Source organism: Pseudomonas sp. R1-6 (assembly GCF_051132115.1).
In the GTDB taxonomy this organism is placed as follows: domain Bacteria; phylum Pseudomonadota; class Gammaproteobacteria; order Pseudomonadales; family Pseudomonadaceae; genus Aquipseudomonas.
Genome location: NZ_CP071662.1, coordinates 2,495,343 through 2,515,463 on the forward strand (window position 1 = coordinate 2,495,343; position 20,121 = coordinate 2,515,463).

At 62.1% G+C, this 20,121-nt stretch carries 13 protein-coding genes; 1 reads left to right on the forward strand and 12 read right to left on the reverse strand.

What is annotated here, in order from left to right; genetic code table 11:
* Nucleotides 1-66 precede the first annotated feature (66 nt).
* A complete protein-coding gene (locus J3P81_RS11485; RefSeq protein WP_434563844.1) occupies nt 67-504 on the reverse strand; it encodes an Lrp/AsnC family transcriptional regulator in 438 nt (145 codons plus the stop codon).
* A gap of 133 nt (nt 505-637) precedes the next feature.
* On the opposite strand from J3P81_RS11485, the gene J3P81_RS11490 reads away from it, so the two are divergent.
* A complete protein-coding gene (locus J3P81_RS11490; protein WP_420766796.1) occupies nt 638-1,531 on the forward strand; it encodes a DMT family transporter in 894 nt (297 codons plus the stop codon).
* Nucleotides 1,532-1,544: 13 nt separating this feature from the next.
* Here J3P81_RS11490 and J3P81_RS11495 read toward each other — a convergent pair whose 3' ends face one another.
* From J3P81_RS11495 to glgA, 11 genes are all read right to left on the reverse strand, one after another.
* On the reverse strand, nt 1,545-3,170 hold the full coding sequence (locus tag J3P81_RS11495) for an NADP-dependent glyceraldehyde-3-phosphate dehydrogenase (protein WP_420766797.1): 1,626 nt from the start codon (nt 3,168-3,170) through the stop codon (nt 1,545-1,547).
* Nucleotides 3,171-3,325: 155 nt separating this feature from the next.
* A complete protein-coding gene (locus J3P81_RS11500) occupies nt 3,326-4,228 on the reverse strand; it encodes an autotransporter domain-containing protein (protein WP_420766798.1) in 903 nt (300 codons plus the stop codon).
* Between the two features lie 292 nt (nt 4,229-4,520).
* Nucleotides 4,521-6,941, reverse strand: a complete 2,421-nt coding sequence (locus J3P81_RS11505; RefSeq protein WP_434563846.1) for an autotransporter outer membrane beta-barrel domain-containing protein — start codon at nt 6,939-6,941, stop codon at nt 4,521-4,523.
* A 168-nt stretch (nt 6,942-7,109) separates the two neighbouring features.
* Nucleotides 7,110-7,910 (reverse strand): endonuclease/exonuclease/phosphatase family protein, encoded by an 801-nt coding sequence (locus tag J3P81_RS11510; protein WP_420766800.1) that lies wholly within the window; start codon nt 7,908-7,910, stop codon nt 7,110-7,112.
* Between the two features lie 190 nt (nt 7,911-8,100).
* On the reverse strand, nt 8,101-8,865 hold the full coding sequence (locus tag J3P81_RS11515; RefSeq protein ID WP_434563848.1) for a PIG-L deacetylase family protein: 765 nt from the start codon (nt 8,863-8,865) through the stop codon (nt 8,101-8,103).
* 247 nt (nt 8,866-9,112) lie between these two features.
* Complete coding sequence (gene glgX / locus J3P81_RS11520) at nt 9,113-11,272, reverse strand: glycogen debranching protein GlgX (RefSeq protein ID WP_420766802.1); 2,160 nt, start codon at nt 11,270-11,272, stop codon at nt 9,113-9,115.
* Nucleotides 11,273-11,418: 146 nt separating this feature from the next.
* Entirely contained in the window at nt 11,419-11,775 is a 357-nt protein-coding gene (locus J3P81_RS11525) for a DUF2934 domain-containing protein (RefSeq protein WP_420766803.1), read from the reverse strand.
* A gap of 20 nt (nt 11,776-11,795) precedes the next feature.
* Nucleotides 11,796-14,582 (reverse strand): malto-oligosyltrehalose synthase, encoded by a 2,787-nt coding sequence (locus J3P81_RS11530; RefSeq protein ID WP_434563850.1) that lies wholly within the window; start codon nt 14,580-14,582, stop codon nt 11,796-11,798.
* On the reverse strand, nt 14,579-16,657 hold the full coding sequence (gene malQ, locus J3P81_RS11535; RefSeq protein WP_434563852.1) for a 4-alpha-glucanotransferase: 2,079 nt from the start codon (nt 16,655-16,657) through the stop codon (nt 14,579-14,581). The genes J3P81_RS11530 and malQ overlap by 4 nt, the downstream gene beginning before the upstream one ends.
* On the reverse strand, nt 16,654-18,456 hold the full coding sequence (gene treZ / locus J3P81_RS11540; RefSeq protein ID WP_434563854.1) for a malto-oligosyltrehalose trehalohydrolase: 1,803 nt from the start codon (nt 18,454-18,456) through the stop codon (nt 16,654-16,656). The genes malQ and treZ overlap by 4 nt, the downstream gene beginning before the upstream one ends.
* 8 nt (nt 18,457-18,464) lie before the next feature.
* Nucleotides 18,465-20,036, reverse strand: a complete 1,572-nt coding sequence (gene glgA, locus J3P81_RS11545; RefSeq protein ID WP_434563856.1) for a glycogen synthase GlgA — start codon at nt 20,034-20,036, stop codon at nt 18,465-18,467.
* Nucleotides 20,037-20,121 lie beyond the last annotated feature (85 nt).

Consider the following 20,121-nt stretch of genomic DNA (forward strand, 5'->3'; position numbering starts at 1 on the left):
TTCCTGAAGGAAAGGCGCCTTTTTTTTGTCTGGGGCTTGCACCAGGTCGGCGTCCATCAACGGCTCTCACCCCATCGGAGGCAACCGCCGCTTCACCGGCGTCTTCTTGACAATAGCCGTATTGGTTTCCGCAAGAACATTCAACTTATCCAACAAAACATCCAACTGTTCCATCGACCGCACATGCAGCCGCGCGATGAAACAATCCTCGCCAGTCACCTTGTCGCATTCAGTGAACTCGCCAATGGCCTGGATCTGCCGCTCCACCTCTTGCAACTGCCCTGGCAATGGGCGAATGCGCACGATGGCCTGGAGTTGATAACCAAAACACTTCGGATCGACTTCAACGGTATAGCCCCTGAGCACGCCACGCTCTTCGAGTCTACGCAGGCGTTCGGCAACGCTGGGGGACGACAGGCCGCTCAGGTTCGCCAAAGCCTTGAGCGAGCGTCGGGAATCTTCCATCAGCGCCTTGATGAGGATTTGGTCGATGGCGTCAGTCATAACGGCTCCGTTAGGTAAATGGTCAAAATGGCCTTTATAAAAAAGGTCAAAAACCAGTTTAGCCTTTTTCAGGCCATGGAGAAGCGGCCCGGCGGCTCGGCATACTGTAGCCACTTACCGAAGGAGCCTGAAGATGGACAAGACCCTACGCCGCGGTTCGCTCGAAATGACCGCCGCCATGCTGATTTCCGGAACCATAGGTTGGTTTGTACTGGTGGCCGGCCTGCCCGTACTGGATGTGGTGTTCTGGCGTTGCGTATTTGGCGCCGTCACGCTGCTGCTGATTTGCGCGGGATTTGGTTTCCTGCGTCGGGATGTGCTGACGCGCACAACATTCCTGCTGGCGGTACTCAGCGGCGTGGCAATCGTTGGCAATTGGGTACTGCTGTTCGCTTCCTATTCCCGCGCTTCGATTGCGATCGGTACGGCGGTGTACAACGTCCAACCGTTCATGCTGGTTGGGCTGGCGGCGTTGTTCCTGGGCGAAAAGATCACCGCGCAAAAGCTCTTCTGGCTCGCGGTTTCGTTCCTTGGGATGCTGGCGATCGTCAGCGCCCATGGCGAACAAGGGCAGGGTGGCGAGGACTATCTGGCGGGCATCGCCCTGGCGTTGGGTGCGGCTTTGCTGTACGCCATTGCGGCGTTGATCATCAAGCGGCTCAGCGGCACGCCACCCCATTTGATCGCGCTGATCCAGGTCAGCACCGGGATACTGCTGTTGGCTCCATGGGCGAATCTCTCGACGTTGCCGCAGCAACCCGAGGCCTGGGCCAGCCTGCTGACCCTCGGCATGATTCACACCGGTATCATGTACGTGCTGCTATACAGCGCGATCCAGCGGTTGCCGACAGCCGTGACCGGCGCGCTGTCCTTTATCTATCCGATCGCGGCGATCTTCGTCGACTGGTTCGCCTTCGGTCATCGCCTCGAACCGCTTCAGTGGCTGGGGGTGGCGGCGATCCTGCTGGCTGCTGCCGGCATGCAACAGGGCTGGGGCGTCAAATGGCGGCGCCCGGCCCTGTCGTAACCAGCGAGCGGTCTCAGAAAATGTAGTCGGTGGTCAGGAAATTCGAATCCCGCTCGCGGATGATGTCGCTGATAAGCGCCTTGTTGCTCTCCTGGAATTTGGTTGCCACCAGCGTACGGATCGAAAAAGTGCGTAGCGCATCATGGACCGACAATGTGCCTTCGGCGGAATTTTTCCGGCCGTTGAAAGGGAAGGTGTCTGGGCCGCGTTGGCACTGGGCGTTGATGTTGATGCGCCCGACCTGGTTGGCGAAGGTGTCCACCAGCTTGCCGACTTCGGCTGGGTGGGTGCCGAAGATACTCAGTTGCTGGCCGAAGTCGGATTCGAGCACGTAATCGACCACGGTGTTCAGGTCACGGTACGGCACGATGGGCACGACGGGGCCGAACTGTTCTTCGTGATACACACGCATCGCTGTGTTCACCGGGTATAGAACCGCCGGATAGAAGAACGAAGCCCGGGATTCGCCACCGTGCTGGTTCATCACCCCCGCACCCTTGGCGATGGCATCGGCCACCAGGGCGTGCAAATAATCGACCTTGCCGGCTTCGGGCAGTGGCGTCAGCGCCACGCCATCTTCCCAAGGCATGCCGGGTTTCAGCGCGGCGAGTTTGGCATTGAATTTCTCGATGAACGCCGGGGCGACGTCTTCATGAACGAACAGGATCTTCAGGGCCGTGCACCGCTGCCCATTGAAAGAAAGCGAACCGGTGAGCGCTTCGCTGACGGCATTGTCCAGGTCGACATCGCGTAACACCAGGCCGGGGTTTTTTGCATCCAGCCCCAGGGCGGCGCGCAGGCGATGCGGGCGCGGGTGGAGTTTCTTGAGGTCGCTGGCAGCCTTGTTGGTGCCGATGAAGGCAAATATGTCGATCTTGCCGCTGGCCATCAGTGCGCTGACGGTCTCTCGGCCGCTGCCGTAGATCACATTGATGACGCCCGCAGGAAAGCTGTCGCGAAAGGCTTCCAGCAGCGGACGTATCAGCAGCACGCCGAGCTTGGCCGGCTTGAAGACCACGGTGTTGCCCATGATCAGCGCGGGAATCAGCGTGGTGAAGGTTTCGTTCAGCGGATAGTTGTACGGGCCCATGCAGAGGGCGACGCCGAGGGGCACGCGGCGGATCTGCCCCAGCGTGTCCTGTTCCAGCTCGAAGCGGCTGGAACGACGGTCCAGCTCCTTGAGGGCGTTGATAGTGTCGACGATATAGTCGCAGGTCCGGTCGAATTCCTTTTGGGAGTCCTTGAGATTTTTGCCGATTTCCCACATCAGCAGCTTGACCACTGCTTCACGTCGTTCACGCATGCGCGCCAGGAAGCTCTCGACATGGCGGATGCGTTCGGCGACGCGCATCGTCGGCCATGTGCCTTGGCCGCGATCATAGGCCCGGACGGCGGCGTCAAGCGCGGTGAGCGCCGTCTCGGCGTCCAGCAGCGGCGTGCTGCCGAGGATCACTTGTTCATCGCCGTTCGGGCCGGCCAGGTAAACCGGGCTGCGCACGGTGGCCAGTGGTCCTTGCCAGGTTCTCAAGACGCCATCGACCAGGTATTCCCGTTGTTCGACGGGATCACCGAGACGGTAGGCCTCTGGGATATCCGCGGCGCTGGGAAATAAATGGGAGAGCAGGGTGGCGGTGGTCATATCGTTACTCCATCAATGAAATGAGCCATGGGCTGACAGTCTGCGGCGCTTCTAGCGTTATACGCCTTAATGAAGGTGATTTCGAAGTGGCAAGGGCGTGCGGCTGTCCTGCCTACGCCCCTGCCACCATTGCGTTGAATGCATGAAGCCGGTGTTTACCAACGCATCCGCACGCCCAGGCTGGCGATGACGCCGTTGAGGTCGTTGTCGTCGACGTCACTGCTGTAGTCGGCGCTGACATACAGGCTCACCACTGGGGTGACCCGGGCAACCAGGCCCAGGCCGACTTCAACGGTCGAAGATTTGCGGCTGCTGCTGATCTTGTCGACTTTGTCCAGGGTAACGGTGTCGGCGCTCTGGACCGTGTGCCACAGGTTGGTGCGCACGTACGGCTCGACGCCCAGGCCGTTGACTTGGTAGGCACCTTTGAGCCGGGCGCCGACGCGACCGCTCCAAGTGCTCAGTTCGCTGCTGTCGCCATTTTCGCCGTTCGGCGTATCGAGGCTGATGCGCTGGTTGATCAACTGCGCCTGGGGTTCGACCACCCAGTTTTCGCTGATGCCGATGGGGAAGCCGCCTTCGACCGACAGCGTGACGGCGCTGCCCTCGGTGGCTTGACGTTGACCCTGTTCGTTCAGGCTGAACCCGTTGACCCGCCCCCCGCTGGCACTCAGGTCCACGTGCCAGCCCGCGGGGCCGGTCAGGCTCCAGTAGGCTCCAAGATTCTGCCCCTCCAGGCTCAGGGTTTCCTGGCCCGGCTTGGCGAGAGCCGGCGCGACCAGCATTGCGCTGCCATTGGCTGTGATCCGGCTCTGGCCGCTGATCAAACCGACGCGCTGGGTATGGCCATTGTTGTTGCGAAGCGTGAAGAGCGCGGGACTTTTGCCCGACGCGGGGTCGTTGCCCGTTGGGTGGTCGGCGGGTGTTCGGTCGTACCAGGGGGCAGTGAGAGGGTCTTCCAGTTCGGCCAGCACTTGCATCGACGAACACAGCAACAGGGAGGTCGAGACGGTGCAGAGGGTGGTTTTGAGTTCCTGCGGGCGGGGGGAAGTTTTCATGGGGGTCTGCCTTGCAATCGCATGCATTTCTCGCTTAGGGCGTCTCTCCTACCCCGAATGAGGGGCGACCGAATGGATGAGGCAAACCTCTGGCGACCCGCGATGGCGGGGTTCCAGAGGCCTGCCCCTGACTGTGTTTCCGGGGGTAGTACGTTGTATTCAAGAAGACCAAAGCGGTTGCGTCAAGAAATTGGCCGACAAATGGCATAGTGAAATCAGGGAGCGCTAACCCAATGATTTCACGCGGATAAAAACGATCCTATTTGGGCGTCAATTCATCGTCGTCTGCGCCTCACCAACTGATTCTCACGCCCACATTGCCCGCCACGCCGCGTTGCTGGTTGCTGTCCAGGTTATTGCTGTAGTCCACGCCGGCATAGGCGCTGACGCTAGACGCCAGGCTCACGACCAAGCCAACGCCCAGGTCCGCCGTGGAGGCGCGTTGTTCGGTCTCGATCCGTTGGGTGTCGTCGAATGTCACCGTGTCGGTGCCGGAAAAGGTGTGCCAGATATTGGCTCGTAGATAGGGCTCCACCGGCAAGCCGCTGACTTGATAGCTGCCCTTGAGCCGGGCGCCTAGGCGGCCAGTCCAGGCGCTGTCGGAGTCGAATTCGACCTTTGAAATCCCATCGTCCTGGCTGTCCAGGCTGATCTTCTGATGAATGATCTGGGCCTGGGGTTCGAAGACCCAGTCGCGAGCTACCGCAAACGGATAGCCGGCCTCCGCCGATAGGGTCAAGGCGTGCCCGCGATTGTCGATTTTGACGCCACGTTCGGAGCGGTTATCGCCATTCAGGCGGGTGCCCATGACCACCGCATCGATGTAGCCACCCGAGCGGTCGATGAGGGTCCAGTAAAGGCCATAGCTGTCGCCATCGAGCTCGATCTTGCCAGCGCGCCGACCTTGGAACCCGAGGTTGAAGCCGTCAACGTTGCCGTTCAGTTCGGTGTGGCCGACAAAAAAACCGATACGCTGGGTCCGATCGTCGGACGTCGGGGCGGCGTACAAGTCGTGGCCGACCTGGAAACCCTTGATGGAACCGTCGAACCGGGGCGTTACCGTGCCGGCCCAGGTTTGATCGAGGTCCTTGCCGTAGGCCCGGCCCCAACCCGCGCCGAACGCGCCGGTTTCCGACAGCAGGCGCTGGTCGCCTTGCCGATCGTGAAACGTACCCAGGGCCATCAGCGTCAATTGCGCGGCGGCTGGGGGCAGTACTGACCAGGTAGGGACTTCGGGGCGGTACAAGGGAATCGGCGCAGCGCCCGGCACGGCGGCCGGCAGCGGCGGCAGCGTCGGGCTGGGCGCTGCGACCGGGCCCGCCACTACCGTGGAGCGCAGGTACCAGTTGTTGGCGTTGCCGGCCACGCCGCCCTTGAACAGGCGATAGTCGAATGCACCGGCCGAGACGGATTGCGCCAGTGAAAAGGCGCTGCTATCACTGACGGCTCCGCTCTGGGCCTGGACCAGTTCGATGCCGTCCTGGGTAGTCAGGCCGCCGGCGCCACCCAGATTCGTGACGGTGATGGCGGTGCCGCCTGTCAGGGTGCCACCGTTGACCACCAGTTTGTCACTGGGCGAATCATCGGCCCCAAGCACCGTTTGCAGGCGTAGCTGGCCGCCATTGCCGGCGTAATTGCCTTGCACGGTGAGGGTGTCGTTGGTGCGGGTGTTGCCGTCGGCAAGATCAATTGCTCCGGCATTGTTGAGCGTGGTCATCTGGCCTGAAGTAAACGGCGCGATGACGCCTTGGGTCGAGGTCAATACGCTGCTGCTGTCGATGTTGAACACACCCGTGCCGGTGACGTTGTCGCCCAGCAGCAGCGTGTCGCCCAAGTCCAGGCGCGAGCCTTGGGTCAGGCTGACGGTTTCCCAGTTGTCATAACGGGCTCCGGTACTGGACGTGCTGCCCTCGAAGGTCAGGTTGTCCTGGCCCAAGCCTCCGTCCAGGCTGGGCGTGGGGGCGAGTCCCGCCTCGGTGAGATTCTGCAACAGAGCGGTGTCGGTGCCGTCGCCCATCAGAATGGCTGAGCGGATGGTGCCGCCGCTCCATTGGAATCGATCGTCGCCGGCACTGGTCCGGACCTCGCCGCCGATTTCCCCGCCACTGACGGTCACGCTGTCGTTGCCACCGCTGACGCTGACATTACCGCCGATGCGTCCTTCGGACAGGATGATGGTGTCCCTGCCGAAGCCGGTGACGAGGTTGCCGATGATTTCCCCACCTGACATGTCGAAGACGTTGTCATCGAGCTTCATGTCGACCCTGCCGATGGTGCCGCCGGTCATCTGGGCGATGTCGCCATCTTCGAACGCGTCGACGATGGTGCCGCCAGTCATCAGGAACGTATCGAGGCCATCGCCTTGGGAGATCGATAGAATCCGGCCGCCATTCATTTCAAACGCGTCGGCTTGCGAGCCTTGCTCGACGTCGCCATCGATCACACCGTTGGCGTTGATTTCGATGCGGTCGGTTCCGGCATCGAACACGACGTCACCCTGAACGAGGCCACTGCCTGAGACCGTCAGGTTGTTGTTGCCCGACAGATCCGTAAGCCCGGTTGCACTCGTGCCACTGTCGCACACGTAAGTGTCGTCGCCTGCCGTGGGTGACAATGTGCAAGCCGCCATCGCTGATGAGGCAGGAAGCAGGAACGGAGCCGCTACCCACAAGGCGTTGAACAGACGATTGAGATGCCGATCGCGCCGAATCATGTGCTATCCCTCTGCATGGGCATCCATGGCATGCCTGTTTCAGCATGGGTTGCACGACAGATGGCACACAGGACCCGGCAACGCTCGCTGTATGGAAAGGCACGCTAGCAACGAATCAAAGGCGTCGCTACTGTCAGATCTTACAGGTCGGTTTACCCGGATCAGGGGCTACAGATGCACTTCCACCGCCAACGGCAGGTGATCGCTCAAGTGCGTCCAGGGCTTGTTCCCGAGGATCTGCGGGGCGTGGCTGGTGGCGTTGCGCAGGTAAATGCGGTCCAGGCGTAGCAGGGGGAAGCGGGCGGGGTAGGTCCGGGCAGGACGCCCGTGATGGTGTTCAAAGGCCTCGTGCAGGTACTGGCGACGGGCAAGCGTGGTGTTGCCGCGCAATTGCCAATCGTTGAAATCCCCGGCGATGATCACCGGAGCGTCCTCGGGGAGAGAGTCAAGCAATTTGCAGAGCAGCTTGAGCTGCAATTGGCGATGGCTTTCCAGCAGGCTCAGATGCACGCAGATCCCGTGGACTTCGGCATGGCCCGGCACGTCCAGCACACAATGCAGTAACCCGCGCCGTTCGGGACCGGTGATTGACACGTCGAGGTTGCGGAACTGGCGGATCGGGTATTTGGAAAGCAGCGCGTTGCCGTGATGTCCGTCGGGGTACACCGCGTTCCGGCCGTAGGCGAAGTCGCTCCACATGCTGTCGGCGAGAAATTCGTATTGCGAGGTCTGGGGCCAGTTGTCGTAGCGCAGGGCATGTCGATCATGTTCACCAAGCACCTCCTGAAGGAAAACCAGGTCGGCACCTGTGGCGCGCACCGCTTCGCGCAGCTCCGGCAAAATGAAACGACGATTGAGGGCTGTAAAGCCTTTATGGGTATTCACCGTGAGAACACGCAGTCGATGAATCGCCGCGGGTGCGTCCAGCGGCACTGATTCTTCGACCCGCCAGTGGGGATCGCGAGTCACGTTCACTCCTGAGTCAGACGTCTCTGTTCATGCGACTCATGGCGACTGCGGCAGTTCCGGAATTCTTGCCGGACAAAACTCCAAGGCAAAAAATGTGGGGGCGAGCCTGCTCGCGATAGCAGTAGGTCAGCTTGACGAGATGTTGGCTGGGCCGCTATCGCGAGGAAGCTCGCTCCCACAGGGCTGGAGGTCAGATAAATACAATTTCGTACGGCATGCCCATGCGATCGAGAATGACCCTCGGCACCAGCGGTGCGATGCCGTTGGTGGGCTCGCTGCCGAGCTGGCTGGCATAGGCGTGCATGGCGTGACGCTTGCGGGCGGTGGTCCACACGTCCAGCCGTAATTTGCGCGCCCGATGCCAGGGGATCCTGTTCTGCTCACGAACCGGCCAGTGCCAGGCCCATACGGGCAGTTCGTTGAACACCGCTCCGACGGTCTCAGCGGCCAAGGCTCCAGCGCGGCCGACCGTGTCGTGGTCGCTGTCGCCGTCCAGGCGCCAAGTGCTGAACACCACGTCGCCAGGTTTGAGGTAATGGCCGATGAACGCGGTCAGTTGGGCTTCATGTTCGGCGAGGCCCTTTTCCGGGAACCCTCCGCGGACCCACTGCAGGCCATTGGAAGGCACGCCCAGGCGATGCAGGGCGTCCACGCTCTCCTGGGGATGCGGGCGAAACGTGCGCAGCCGCTCATCGGACCACAGTGGCGAGCCCGGATGGCTCAGGCTGCCGTCGGTGACCGAGATCAGCAACATCGGTTGGCCCAGGTTGCTCAACAACTGGAGCAACCCACCGCAGGCGCCGACTTCGTCGCCAGGGTGCGGGGCAAGGATGACCGCGCGGGCGCCCGCGGGTATGAGTGTCTGGGTGCTGATGATCGGAATATCGGCCAGTTGCGGCGCGCTGTTCCAGATTTGCGGGTGATGCCGGCCTTGCAACCGAGAGGCAGGTTTCATGAGATACGTCCTTGTCGTGTCCAATCGTTCAGTCACGCATCGGGCCAGCCGCCCAATGTCGCCCCTTGGGAGCGATGACTGTGATTCGCGATGTTCCGAGTCCTGGAATCGACCGCAGGCGAAGTATTGACCATGCCAGCGGATTCGTCGCGTCAGAATGTGTATCTGAACCGGTTTTTTTTGTTCGAACTGTGTTGCGCGTGCAGCAGGGCGCGTCCTTGCGCCAGCCGACTCGGGGGAAGGTCCCTTATTCCTCTTCCTCGCGTTGAAGCTCGAACAGCAGCAGTGAGCGCCCGGTCACGGAATATTCGAAATCAAAATCGAAACGTTCCTGGCCACGCACCGCGGGTTGGTTGGTGTCCACCATGCAGGTCCAGAAACTCCCTTCGGGCACCTCTGGCAGGCGGAAGTTGACGATGTCGTGGTGCGCGTTGACCACCAGCAACAATGTCGCGTCGCCGCCCTTGCGGCGGATGCCGGTCTCCTGTGCGCGGCCGTCCATCAACATGCCGAGGCAACGGCCCTGGCCATCCTGCCATTGTTCGACGGTCATCTCGCTTGCGTCGGGGGCCAGCCAGGTCACATCCTTTACGCCGATGTCCTCGTTGTAATTGCCGACCAGGAATCGGCCGCGTCGCAGGATCGGGTAGGACATGCGCAGTTTGATCAAGCGCTTGACGAACTTCAGCAACGCCTGGCCATCAGCGCTCAGGTCCCAGTTGACCCAGCCGATTTCGCTGTCCTGGCAGTAGGCATTGTTGTTGCCGTGCTGGGTTCGGGCGAACTCGTCGCCAGCGACAATCATTGGTGTGCCTTGGGCCAGGAGCAGGGTGGCGAAGAAGTTGCGCATCTGCCGATGACGCAGCTCATTGATCTCGGGATCATCCGTCGGGCCTTCGACGCCATGGTTCCAGGACAGGTTGTTGTTGCTGCCGTCCTGGTTGTTCTCGTCGTTGGCTTCGTTGTGCTTGTCGTTGTAGGAGACCAGGTCGTGCAACGTGAAGCCGTCGTGGGCCGTGACGAAGTTGACCGAGGCGTATGGCCGTCGGCCACGCTGGTTGAACATCTCGCCCGAGGCGGTCATGCGGCTGGCGAAGTCGGCCAGTTGGCCATCGTCGCCTTTCCAGAAGGCGCGCACGGTGTCGCGGAATTTGTCATTCCATTCGACCCAACCTGGCGGGAAGCGTCCGACCTGATAGCCGCCGGGGCCGCAGTCCCAGGGCTCGGCGATCATTTTTACCTGGCGCAGCACCGGGTCCTGGCGACAGGCGACGAGGAAACTGTGGCGTTCGTCGAAGCCGTCGTGATACCGGCCCAGAATGGTCGCCAGGTCGAAGCGGAAGCCGTCCACGTGCATTTCCGTGGCCCAGTAGCGCAACGAGTCGGTGACCATTTGCAGCACGCAGGGATGACTCAGGTCCAGTGTATTGCCGGTGCCCGAATCGTTGATGTAGTAGCGCTTGTCGTCGGGCATCAGCCGGTAGTACGACGCGTTGTCGATGCCTCGCATGGACAACGTCGGGCCCTGTTCATTGCCCTCGGCGGTGTGGTTGTAGACCACATCGAGGATGACCTCCAGATTGGCCTCGTGCATGTGCGCGACCATTTCCTTGAACTCGGCAATCTTGCCGCTGGCCAGGTAGCGCGGATCCGGGGCAAAGAAGGCGATGCTGTTGTAGCCCCAGTAGTTGGTCATGCCCTTTTGCAGCAGGTGCTGGTCGTTGACGAACGCGTGGATGGGCAGCAATTCCACAGACGACACGCCCAGCTTGCGAATGTGTTCCAGGACATCGTCGACCATCAGGCCAGCGAACGTACCACGCAGGTTCTCCGGCACCGAGGGATGGCGCATGGAGATGCCGCGCACGTGAGTTTCATACAAGATGGTCTTGTCCCACGGCACGCTGACCCGATGATCGCGGCCCCAGGTATGGGCCGGGTCGATGACCTTGGACTTGGGCACGAATGGGGCGCTGTCACGCTCATCGAAACTGAGATCGCCATCGGGATGGCCAATGGTGTAGCCGAACAGGGCTTCCGACCATTTCAGCTCGCCCACCAGTTGCTTGGCGTAGGGGTCGATGAGCAGCTTGTTGGGGTTGAAGCGGTGGCCGTTCTCGGGGTCGTACGGACCGTAGACGCGGTAGCCATAAATCAGCCCCGGATGTGCGTCCGGTAGATAGCCGTGGTAGATCTCATCGGTGTATTCCGGCAGTTCGATACGCTCGAGTTCCACCTCGCCTGTGTCGTCGAAGATGCACAGTTCGACCTTGGTGGCGTTGGCCGAGAACAACGCGAAATTGACCCCCAGGCCATCCCAGGTCGCGCCGAGTGGAAACGGCAGCCCTTCACGTATCCGCGAAGCCTCGATAACGGGCGGCGGCGTGGTATTTTTCGGACGGGTCATAGTTGCTCCTGCAAAAGACAGATACGGTGGTGCGCTGCACGCAGGGCTGCGTGCTTTGCGCTTGTGGCGAGAAGACAAGTCTGCACGCCACAAGCAGGCCTCTTCGTTGAAAGAAGCACTGGCTTGGGAACGATGAGTTCGCGGATTCAGACCGCCGGGGGCTTGCGCGTGGCGCGTGGCTTTTTAGCGCTAGCCTTGTCGGCGGGCGGGACCATTGCCGCGGTGGCTGCCGAAGGCTTGGTCGCGGGCTTGGCCTTGGGCGCGGTGCTCTTGGCGGCGGCCTTGGCGACGGTGGCCTTGGCGGCAGCAGCCGGCTTGGTGCCGTCAGTCTTGCTGGCCGCGGATTTGCTCGGTGCTTTCGGTGGTTTGCTTGGCGCCAGGGCTTCGGCCTCCGCCAGCTTGCGTGCCATTTCCCAATGGCGCTCTTCTTGCCCGGCAGGCTTACCTTCCGACTCCCAGATCTGATAGGCGAATTCACGAATGCGTTTATCGTCGGTACTCATCGCAGTGCTCCTGACTTGACTCAAGATTCAATAAAGATATTGACCGGGAAATCCCCCAGTGCGGCGCTGACCATCAGCTCCCTTTGGGGTGTGACTGCTGCGCTTGCAAAAAGTCCCCTCAGTTTTGCTCCCTCGGTGGCAAACGGTAGCGAGATGCGCGTGTCGCCCCAGTCCGATGCAGCGACCTGGGGCAGGGCACTGTTTTCCAGCAGGCGCGCCGTGTGAATCGGCACCACGACGATCGCCCGTTGTTGCTGGTGTTGGCGCATGTATGCCAATACGTGCTCGGCATGCTCACCCTGAACCGGCAACGGCTCGTAGCTGCCCTGGCGGAACAGTTGCGGATACTCGGACCGCAAGGCCAGCGTCCGCGCGATCAGTGCCTGCTTGACACGCCCGTCGCGCCAATCACGCACAAGCGCCACGGGGGCGCTGTCGGCCTGCATCGCCTCACGGCGGGCCTCGAAATCCACTGGGCGACGGTTGTCCGGATCCACCAGGCTGAAGTCCCAGAACTCGTTGCCCTGATACAGATCCGGTACGCCGGGGACGGTCATGCGCAGCAAGGTTTGCGCCAGGCTGTTGAGGGCGCCCGCTGGAGCGATGGCCTGCACGGCTTCGGCGATGGCGCAGCGCAGAGGCAAGCCCTCATCGCACAGCAGCAACCGCTCCAGGAACATCTGCGTTGCCTGCTCATAAGAGTCGTTGACGGCGGCCCAACTGCTTTGCAACTTGGCTTCGCGCAACGCCTTGCGCTGCCATTGCCACAAGCGTTCGGCATAGCTGGCCAAGGCCTTGGGGCCCTGCAAGTCAAGGTCCAGCGGCCAACTTCCGAGCAGGGCCTGGTAAAGAATCAACTCGTCACCGGCCGAAGGGGCGGCCGGGTCACTGTGCAGCGACGGGGCGAGGATGCGCCATTGCTCCACGCACGCGGTGTACCAATCCGGGCGTTCGCTGATCACCGCCAGCCGTGCTCGAGTGTCTTCCCCGCGTTTGTGGTCGTGGGTGGCGGTGGTCACCAGGTTGTCTGGGAAATGCTCCAACCGCTCGAAGCAGGCCCCGTGGAACTCCTGAGCCGGCGCGCTGAACCGTTCGGTGTTGTAGCCCACGTCATTGCGCGACAGCAGCACCGCCGAACGATACAGCGCAGTGTCTTCGACAGCCTTGGCGGCGGCCGGCGAAGTCAGTTGCTGGAAGCGCACGCAAGCGTGGCGCAGCCGTTTGCGCTCGCTGCCCCGAGGTCGCCCGCGCCAAGGCATGCCACCGAGCCAGTCGGCCAGGCAGTCAAGCACCGGCCAGTCGGCTTCGCTGAGGGTTTGCCGGGCGCCTTCCAGGGCCTTCTGGAAAAACACCTCATCTTCGGCGGAGCGACCCAGCGGGGTGATATAGGTGCGGTACACCGGGAAATGCACGATCAGTTCCTGCAATGCCCGTCGAATGGCACCCAGGGTAAGGTCGCGGGTCATCACGTCATCCCGCGCCACCTGCAACAGGGCTTGGGCCACGCTTTCGAAGTCCCCGGCCAGGGATCCATTGAGAATCTGCTGGCGGGCCAGGCGCGCCTCTTCGATAAAATGCGCTGGCCGTTCACTGTGGCGGCTCCAGAATTCAGCGAGGGGCTCGGCGCCGGCCGGGTTGTGTTGCAGCAACGAAATCTGGTTCATGAATTCGTAACCGGTGCTGCCGTCAACGTTCCAATCCCGGCGCAGGGTTTCGCCATCGCCAAGGATTTTCTCCACGAAAATCGGCAGATGCCGTGACGGGGACAGCGAGTCGACGCGCCGGCGCAGCTTGCGGCAGTAGCCCCGAGGATCGGCCAGGCCGTCAATGTGATCGATCCGCAGCCCGTCCACCAATCCTTCGGCAATCAGCTCGAAGATTTTCGCGTGGGTCGCTTCGAATACCGCCGGCCGCTCGACCCGTAGGCCGCCCAGTTCGTTGACATCGAAAAAACGCCGCCAATTGATATCGTCCGCCGCCGTACGCCAACTGGCGAGACGGTAGCTCTGACGTTCCAGCAGCCGATGCAGGCGTTCGAAACCTTCCGGCTGCGTGGAGTCGTAGCCGCGCAGGGTGACCTCGATGGCGTCGAGTATCGCGGGCTCCGCTGCCAGGTCTCGCAGTTCCTGTTGCAAGGGACGGGCGAGGGAGTGGGCATCGGTCTGGTAGTTCAGCGTGGTAAAGCGCTCGGCCAGTCCCTTGAGCGACTCGATCCGCTCGGCTGCCAGGTCGTCCGAAGGCTTTAGCAACTCACCGTACTGCATGGGGCAGACAGGGAAGCGATGCTCATAATGCTCGACATAAAAGCTGCCCTGCGTGGCATCGAAGCGCAGTTTCAGCGTGCCTTCTTGCAGGGCCACGCCGTAGTCGCTGCCCAGGAAGGGCAGGAGCAGTTGGCCTTCCATCAACGGGTCGGGGGAATGCCATTGGATGTCGAAAAATTCGCCATAGGGGCTCAGCCGTCCCCATTCCAGCAGGTCCAGCCACCACGGATTGTCATTGCCGCCGACGGCCATGTGGTTGGACACGATGTCGAGGATCAGCCCCATCCGATGTTCGCGCAGGGTGGCGACAAGGCGCTTGAGCGCGGCTTCACCCCCCAGCTCGGGGTTGACCTGGGTCGGGTCGACCACATCGTAGCCATGCATGGATCCGGCCCGCGCCTTGAGCAGCGGTGAGGCATAGATATGGCTTATACCCAGCGACGCGAAGTAAGGCACTTGCGGTATGGCGTCGTCGAGGGTGAAGCCCTTGTGAAATTGCAGGCGTAAGGTGGCCCGCAGGGATGGAGTCATTTTATCGTTCATCGGTCACGCTCGTTCGCCTGAAGCCTCGCGCAGGCGAGTATTTCCAGACGCCGTGCGGCGTCCGGGTCGTCCAGCAGCGCTCCGCTCTCCAGAGCCAGGCGCCGCCGCCAGTTAGGGTGGGTGTCGGTGGTGCCGGGGAGGTTGGCCTGCTCGTCGATGCCCAGGGCATCTTCCAACGGCAGCAGTACCAACGGCGCTCGGGTATGCCCGAGAAAGCGCACGCTGGCGTCCAGCACCTGGTCGGTTTCGCGGTGTTCCTCGCGGAAGTTCTGCGGGTCCTGGTTCAGCGCGTTGCGCAACCCTTTGCGTTCACGCTGGCGATGTTTGCGCCAATCCATTTCGGTGTGGGAATCGATCAGCTCCAGCCGGGCATTCCAGTCGATGTCGTGGCCGTGCCACCAGCCGTTGAGAGTGGGCAGGTCATGGGTGCTGGTGGTCGCCAGGGCGTCGTCGGGCCAATCGAGAATGGGCTTGAAGTGCGTGTTGTCCTGTTCGAACAACAACACGCGCATGCCGAGGATCGAGCGCGCCGCCAGTTTTTCACGCAGGCCGTCGGGCACCGTACCCAGGTCCTCGCCCAGGACGATGGCCTGGTGACGATGGGACTCCAGGGCCAATAGCCGCAACAGGTCGTCGATGGGGTAGTAGAGATAGGCACCGTCGGTGGGCGGGGCATCGTTGGGGATCACCCATAGCCGTTGCAATCCCATGATGTGGTCGATGCGCAAGCCTCCGGCGTGGGCGAAATTGGCCCGCAGCATCTCGATGAAGGCGCGAAAACCATTGCGAACCAGGCCCTCGGGGGAGAACGCGGAGATGCCCCAACCCTGGCCCGAGCGATTGAGGATGTCGGGGGGCGCGCCCACGGTAAGGGACGCGAGCAATTCGTCCTGCCGGCTCCAGGCCTGGCTGCCGGCGCCGTCGGCACCCACCGCGAGGTCGGCGATCAGGCCGATGCTCATGCCGCTGGATTTGGCGGCGCTCTGGGCACGCTCCAGGCAGCGGGCGATCAACCATTGGCAAAAAGCGTAGAAGCCGATTTCGTCAGCGTTTTCTTCGGCGAAACGGGCGATTGCCGGGCTGCGCGGGTCCCGCCATTCTTCGGGCCACTGTCGCCAGTCGAGGCTTTCGCCGCGAGCCGCGCGTTCGGCCTGGAGGGCTTCGAAGCGGCAGTGATTCTCCAAGGCTTCTCCACTGCTATGGCGGAAGCTGCTGAAGTCTTCGTGCAAAGGGTGCTCGCCCTGGCTGAAGCCGTCATACAGGGCGCGAAGCACCCGTTGCTTGGCTTGGGCAGCAACCGGCCAGTCGATAAGCGGCTGCTCTTCAAGGCTGCGCAATTGGTTGGTCAGGCCGCTGGCGTCGATCGCCGTGCGCAGCGCACGCTCGCCCAGGATGGTGCCCGGCGCGGCATACAGGCTGTTGAGAAACAACCGGCTGGAAGGCGAGTAAGGGCTGTAGCGGCCGGTATCGCTGCTGAACATCGCATGCATCGGGCTGATAGCCAGGGCATCGGCGCCGCGTTCGCCCGCGACCCGCGCCAGCTCTTCGAGGGCCTGGGTGTCGCCGAAGCCGCCATCACCCGGGCGTCGTAGCGAATAAAGCTGTGCGCTCAAACCCCAGGCCCGAGGCGTTGGATCATCCACGGCATCGGCCACGCTGTAGCAACGGGCCGGCGCCACCGCCAGGGTGAAATGTTGGCCCTGGATGCTCACGTGCTGATACCCCACCGGGACGATCCCGGGGAGAGCGGCATCGGCATCGAGCTTTGAGCTCATCGTCGCGCCGTCCTCGAGTTGGATTTCGCAAGGCGTGCCGGGCTCGAAATAACGGCTCAGGTCGACATTGACGCCGACGTCCGCCGTGATCAGCGGTGGCAGGCGGTGGTTCTGTTGGTCCTCTTGCAATTGCAACAGGCTGGCGTCGATTTCCTGCGCGCTACCGGCGGGATGGCCCAGGCCGGTGAGGACCGAACGCAGGACCGCCGGCGATACTTTCTGGGCCCGGCCGTTGGCGTCGATCCAGTCCACCGCCAGGCCTGCCCGGCCAGCGAGGATTTCCAATTGCGCATCACTCATAGGCGCTCTCCAGTAAGGGTGGGCAAGGTTGCCGCTTGCGTCAGACTGACCAGCGCGCTGTAGGGCGTGAGTACCCCCTGTTGCAACAGACCCATGGCCTGCGGTGGATGTTCGAAAAGAATCTGCGCATCTTGCGGGGCGCTGTGGTTGACAGGCTTGTCGCTGAGGTTCAGGTCGATGCGCAACACGCTGCCATCGCCCATTTGCCAGCGTGCGCTGACGGCGCCGTGACCCAATACGTCGGCGCCCAAGGCATGGGCGGCGGGCAGGCGCGGAACGATTTCCTCCCGACGGATTTTCAGCAGTAGGCGATAAAGAGCTTCACTGGCCAGTTGCTCCGGCTGGTGCGCCTCCAGGTTGGGCCTTGAGGCGTCGAACGTACTGGCCGCGTTCGGATCGGGGATCCGTTCACGCTTCTGCGGATCGGCAAAGGCGCTGAAGGCCTTGAACTCGTTGCGGCGGCCTTCACGCACCAGCTCGGCCAGTTCGCCGTGGTGGCTGGTGAAAAACAGGAACGGTTGTTCAGCGACGACCTCATCGCCCATGAACATCAGCGGAATCATCGGCGACAAAAGCAATAGGGCAGTCGCGGCTTGCAGGGCTTGCGGCGGCGCCAGTTGATGCAGACGTTCACCGAGGGCGCGGTTGCCGATCTGGTCGTGATTCTGCAGGAACAGTACGAACGCGCTGGGCGGCAAGTGACCGCTGGGCTCCCCGCGGGATTCGCCATGGCGGTTGGTATGGCCCTGGAACACGAAGCCCTGGCTCAGGCAGCGGGCGAGTTTTTCCGTCGGTTGCTCGGCATAGTCGGCGTAGTAAGCGTCGGTCTCGCCCGTCAGCAGCACGTGCAGCGCGTTGTGTCCGTCATCGTTCCACTGGGCGTCGTAGCCTTGTTCCAGAAGGCTGGCCTGGTTGTGTTCGTTCTCGACGGTCAGCCAGACATACCGTGTCGGGTCCACCTGCTGACGCACCCTGGCGGCCAGTTCCTGAAGGAAGTCGGGGTCTTCGATGGCGTGAACCGCGTCCAGGCGCAGGCCGTCGAAACGGTACTCCGACAGCCACATCAGCGCGTTGTCGATGAAGAAGTCACGGACCTCGCGGCGCCGGAAATCAATCGCCGCGCCCCATGGTGTGTGCTCGTCTTCGCGAAAGAAGCCCTTGGCGTAGCGGTGCAGGTAGTTGCCGTCGGGGCCGAAGTGGTTGTAGACCACGTCCAAGATGACTGCAATTCCATGGCCATGGGCGCTGTCGATCAAGTGCTTGAGCTGGTCCGGCGTACCGTAAGAAGCCTGGGGCGCGTACGGCAGCACGCCGTCGTAGCCCCAGTTGCGGTCTCCGGGGAACTGCGAGAGCGGCATCAGTTCAATGGCCGTGACGCCAAGCCCGGCCAGGCGCGCCAGCTGTTGCTCGACACCTTCGAAACCGCCCAGGGCGCCGACGTGTAGCTCATAGATGACGGCATCGTACCAGGGGCGTCCGCGCCAACCGGTGTGCCGCCATTGATAAGCGTGCGGGTCGACCACCACGCTGTGGCGGTCAATATCGCCATCCTGGGACCTGGAAGCCGGGTCAGGCACTTGCAGTTCACCATCGATGTTGTAGCGGTAGCGAGTGCCAGCGGGGCAACGGGCCTGGATCATGTGCCAGCCGTTGGCCTGGGGCAGCATCGGTATGGATTCTCCAGTGTCGAGTTCGACACTGACATAAAGGGCATCAGGGGCCCACAGGGCGAAACGGGTGTGCTCTGGATCAAGCAGGACCGCGCCGTGGGTCCAGGTTTCAGGCGTCCTTGACGGCATCGGTTACCTCATTGTCTGGCAGATTTTCCTAATGATTTAGCGACCAGTTGTTCGTAAAGTTCGGCGTAGGGTTCCACAGCCTTGCTCCAATTGAACGGCGCGGACATCGCCCGGCAGCGCATCGCATTAAGCAGTTCGGGGAACTCGTACACCTTGAACGCACGGGTCAGCGCCTCTTTGTAACTGTCGACGGTGGATTCGTTGAACAAGAACCCGGTGACTCCGTCTTCGATCGTGTCGGCAAGCCCGCCGGTATTCCGGGCAACGGGCAGCGACCCAAAGCGTTGCGCATACATCTGGCTCAAGCCGCAGGGCTCGTAGCGGGACGGCATCAACAGGAAGTCGCTGCCGGCGAACATCCGCCGAGCGTCGGTTTCGTTGAAGCCGATGCGCACGCCGATCCGGCCTGGGAAGCGCAGGGCCAGTTCACGCATGGCTTGTTCTTCTTCCGGCTCGCCGCGGCCGATGATCGCGATCTGCCCGCCGGACTCGACGATGAATTCGGAAACGGCTTCGGTCAGGTCCAGGCCTTTCTGATACACCAAGCGCGATACCACGGCGAACAGTGGGCCGGTGGAATCATCCAGGCCGAACAGGTCGCGTACATGCGCGGCGTTGGCTGCCTTGCCATCCCAGTCGCCTATGGAAAACTGGCGCTGCAGGTGGGAATCGGTGGCCGAGTCCCAGCTTTCATCGATGCCGTTGGGGATGCCACTGAGCAAGCCTTGTTGAGTCTTGGAGGCGAGGAACCCATCGAGTCCACAGCCGAACGCCGGTGTGGTGATCTCCTGGGCGTAGGTGGCGCTCACGGTGGTGATGTGGCTGGAATAGGCCATGCCGGCCTTCAGGAACGACAGCTTGCCGTAGAACTCCATGCCTTCCTGTTGCAGCGCATGCTCGGGAATACCCAACTCAGGGCAGGACGCGAGGCTGACCACGCCCTGGTACGCCAGGTTGTGGATGGTGAACAGGGTGGGGGTGCGTTGACCGCGCCAGTGCATATAGGCAGGCGCCAGCCCGGCTGGCCAGTCGTGTGCGTGGACCAGGTCGGGGCACCAGTGGATTTGCGCCAGGTTGGCGGCGATGTCTGCCGCGGCGAGGCCCAGGCGGGCAAAGCGAATGTGGTTGTCGGGCCAGTCGCGGCCATTGTTGGCGCCGTAGGGAGAACCTTCGCGGGCATAGAGTTCGGGACAGATCAGTACGTAGATTACCAGACCGTCGGCCATGTCCATGCGGCCGATCTTGCAGGGCGGAAGTGCGGCATGGCCGCCCAGTTCGCCGATGATATGGATAGGATTGCCGCTGTTCATGACTTGCGGGTACCCAGGGATCAGGATCCGCACATCGTGCAGACCGGCCATCGCCCGGGGCAGGGCGGAAGAAACGTCACCCAGCCCGCCGGTCTTCACCAGGTCGGCGATTTCGGACGTCACGAACAGAATTTTCTTGCGATTTGGATTCTGTCGAACGACAGGGAGCAGTGCCTTGCCTCCGGTGGCCAGCACCGGTGCCGTCGGCGATTCTGCCGCCGGCGGTAGTTGAGAGCGGACTTGCTGTGGTTCCAAGGCAGCACTGATCATAAATAACTCCTATGTTCTCGATCTGTTTCCGGCAAGCGCCAGAGCTGTTGTTACATTGGCCGAATCCTGCGGCCAGGCGCACGAG

What these genes read in the sequence shown, in the direction of transcription:
- J3P81_RS11485 (WP_434563844.1), bottom strand. Translation starts at nt 504, where the DNA reads ATGACTGACGCCATCGACCAAATCCTCATCAAGGCGCTGATGGAAGAT.
- J3P81_RS11490 (WP_420766796.1), top strand. Translation starts at nt 638, where the DNA reads ATGGACAAGACCCTACGCCGCGGTTCGCTCGAAATGACCGCCGCCATG.
- J3P81_RS11495 (WP_420766797.1), bottom strand. Translation starts at nt 3,170, where the DNA reads ATGACCACCGCCACCCTGCTCTCCCATTTATTTCCCAGCGCCGCGGAT.
- J3P81_RS11500 (WP_420766798.1), bottom strand. Translation starts at nt 4,228, where the DNA reads ATGAAAACTTCCCCCCGCCCGCAGGAACTCAAAACCACCCTCTGCACC.
- J3P81_RS11505 (WP_434563846.1), bottom strand. Translation starts at nt 6,941, where the DNA reads ATGATTCGGCGCGATCGGCATCTCAATCGTCTGTTCAACGCCTTGTGG.
- J3P81_RS11515 (WP_434563848.1), bottom strand. Translation starts at nt 8,865, where the DNA reads ATGAAACCTGCCTCTCGGTTGCAAGGCCGGCATCACCCGCAAATCTGG.
- glgX (WP_420766802.1), bottom strand. Translation starts at nt 11,272, where the DNA reads ATGACCCGTCCGAAAAATACCACGCCGCCGCCCGTTATCGAGGCTTCG.
- J3P81_RS11525 (WP_420766803.1), bottom strand. Translation starts at nt 11,775, where the DNA reads ATGAGTACCGACGATAAACGCATTCGTGAATTCGCCTATCAGATCTGG.
- J3P81_RS11530 (WP_434563850.1), bottom strand. Translation starts at nt 14,582, where the DNA reads ATGAACGATAAAATGACTCCATCCCTGCGGGCCACCTTACGCCTGCAA.
- malQ (WP_434563852.1), bottom strand. Translation starts at nt 16,657, where the DNA reads ATGAGTGATGCGCAATTGGAAATCCTCGCTGGCCGGGCAGGCCTGGCG.
- treZ (WP_434563854.1), bottom strand. Translation starts at nt 18,456, where the DNA reads ATGCCGTCAAGGACGCCTGAAACCTGGACCCACGGCGCGGTCCTGCTT.
- glgA (WP_434563856.1), bottom strand. Translation starts at nt 20,036, where the DNA reads ATGATCAGTGCTGCCTTGGAACCACAGCAAGTCCGCTCTCAACTACCG.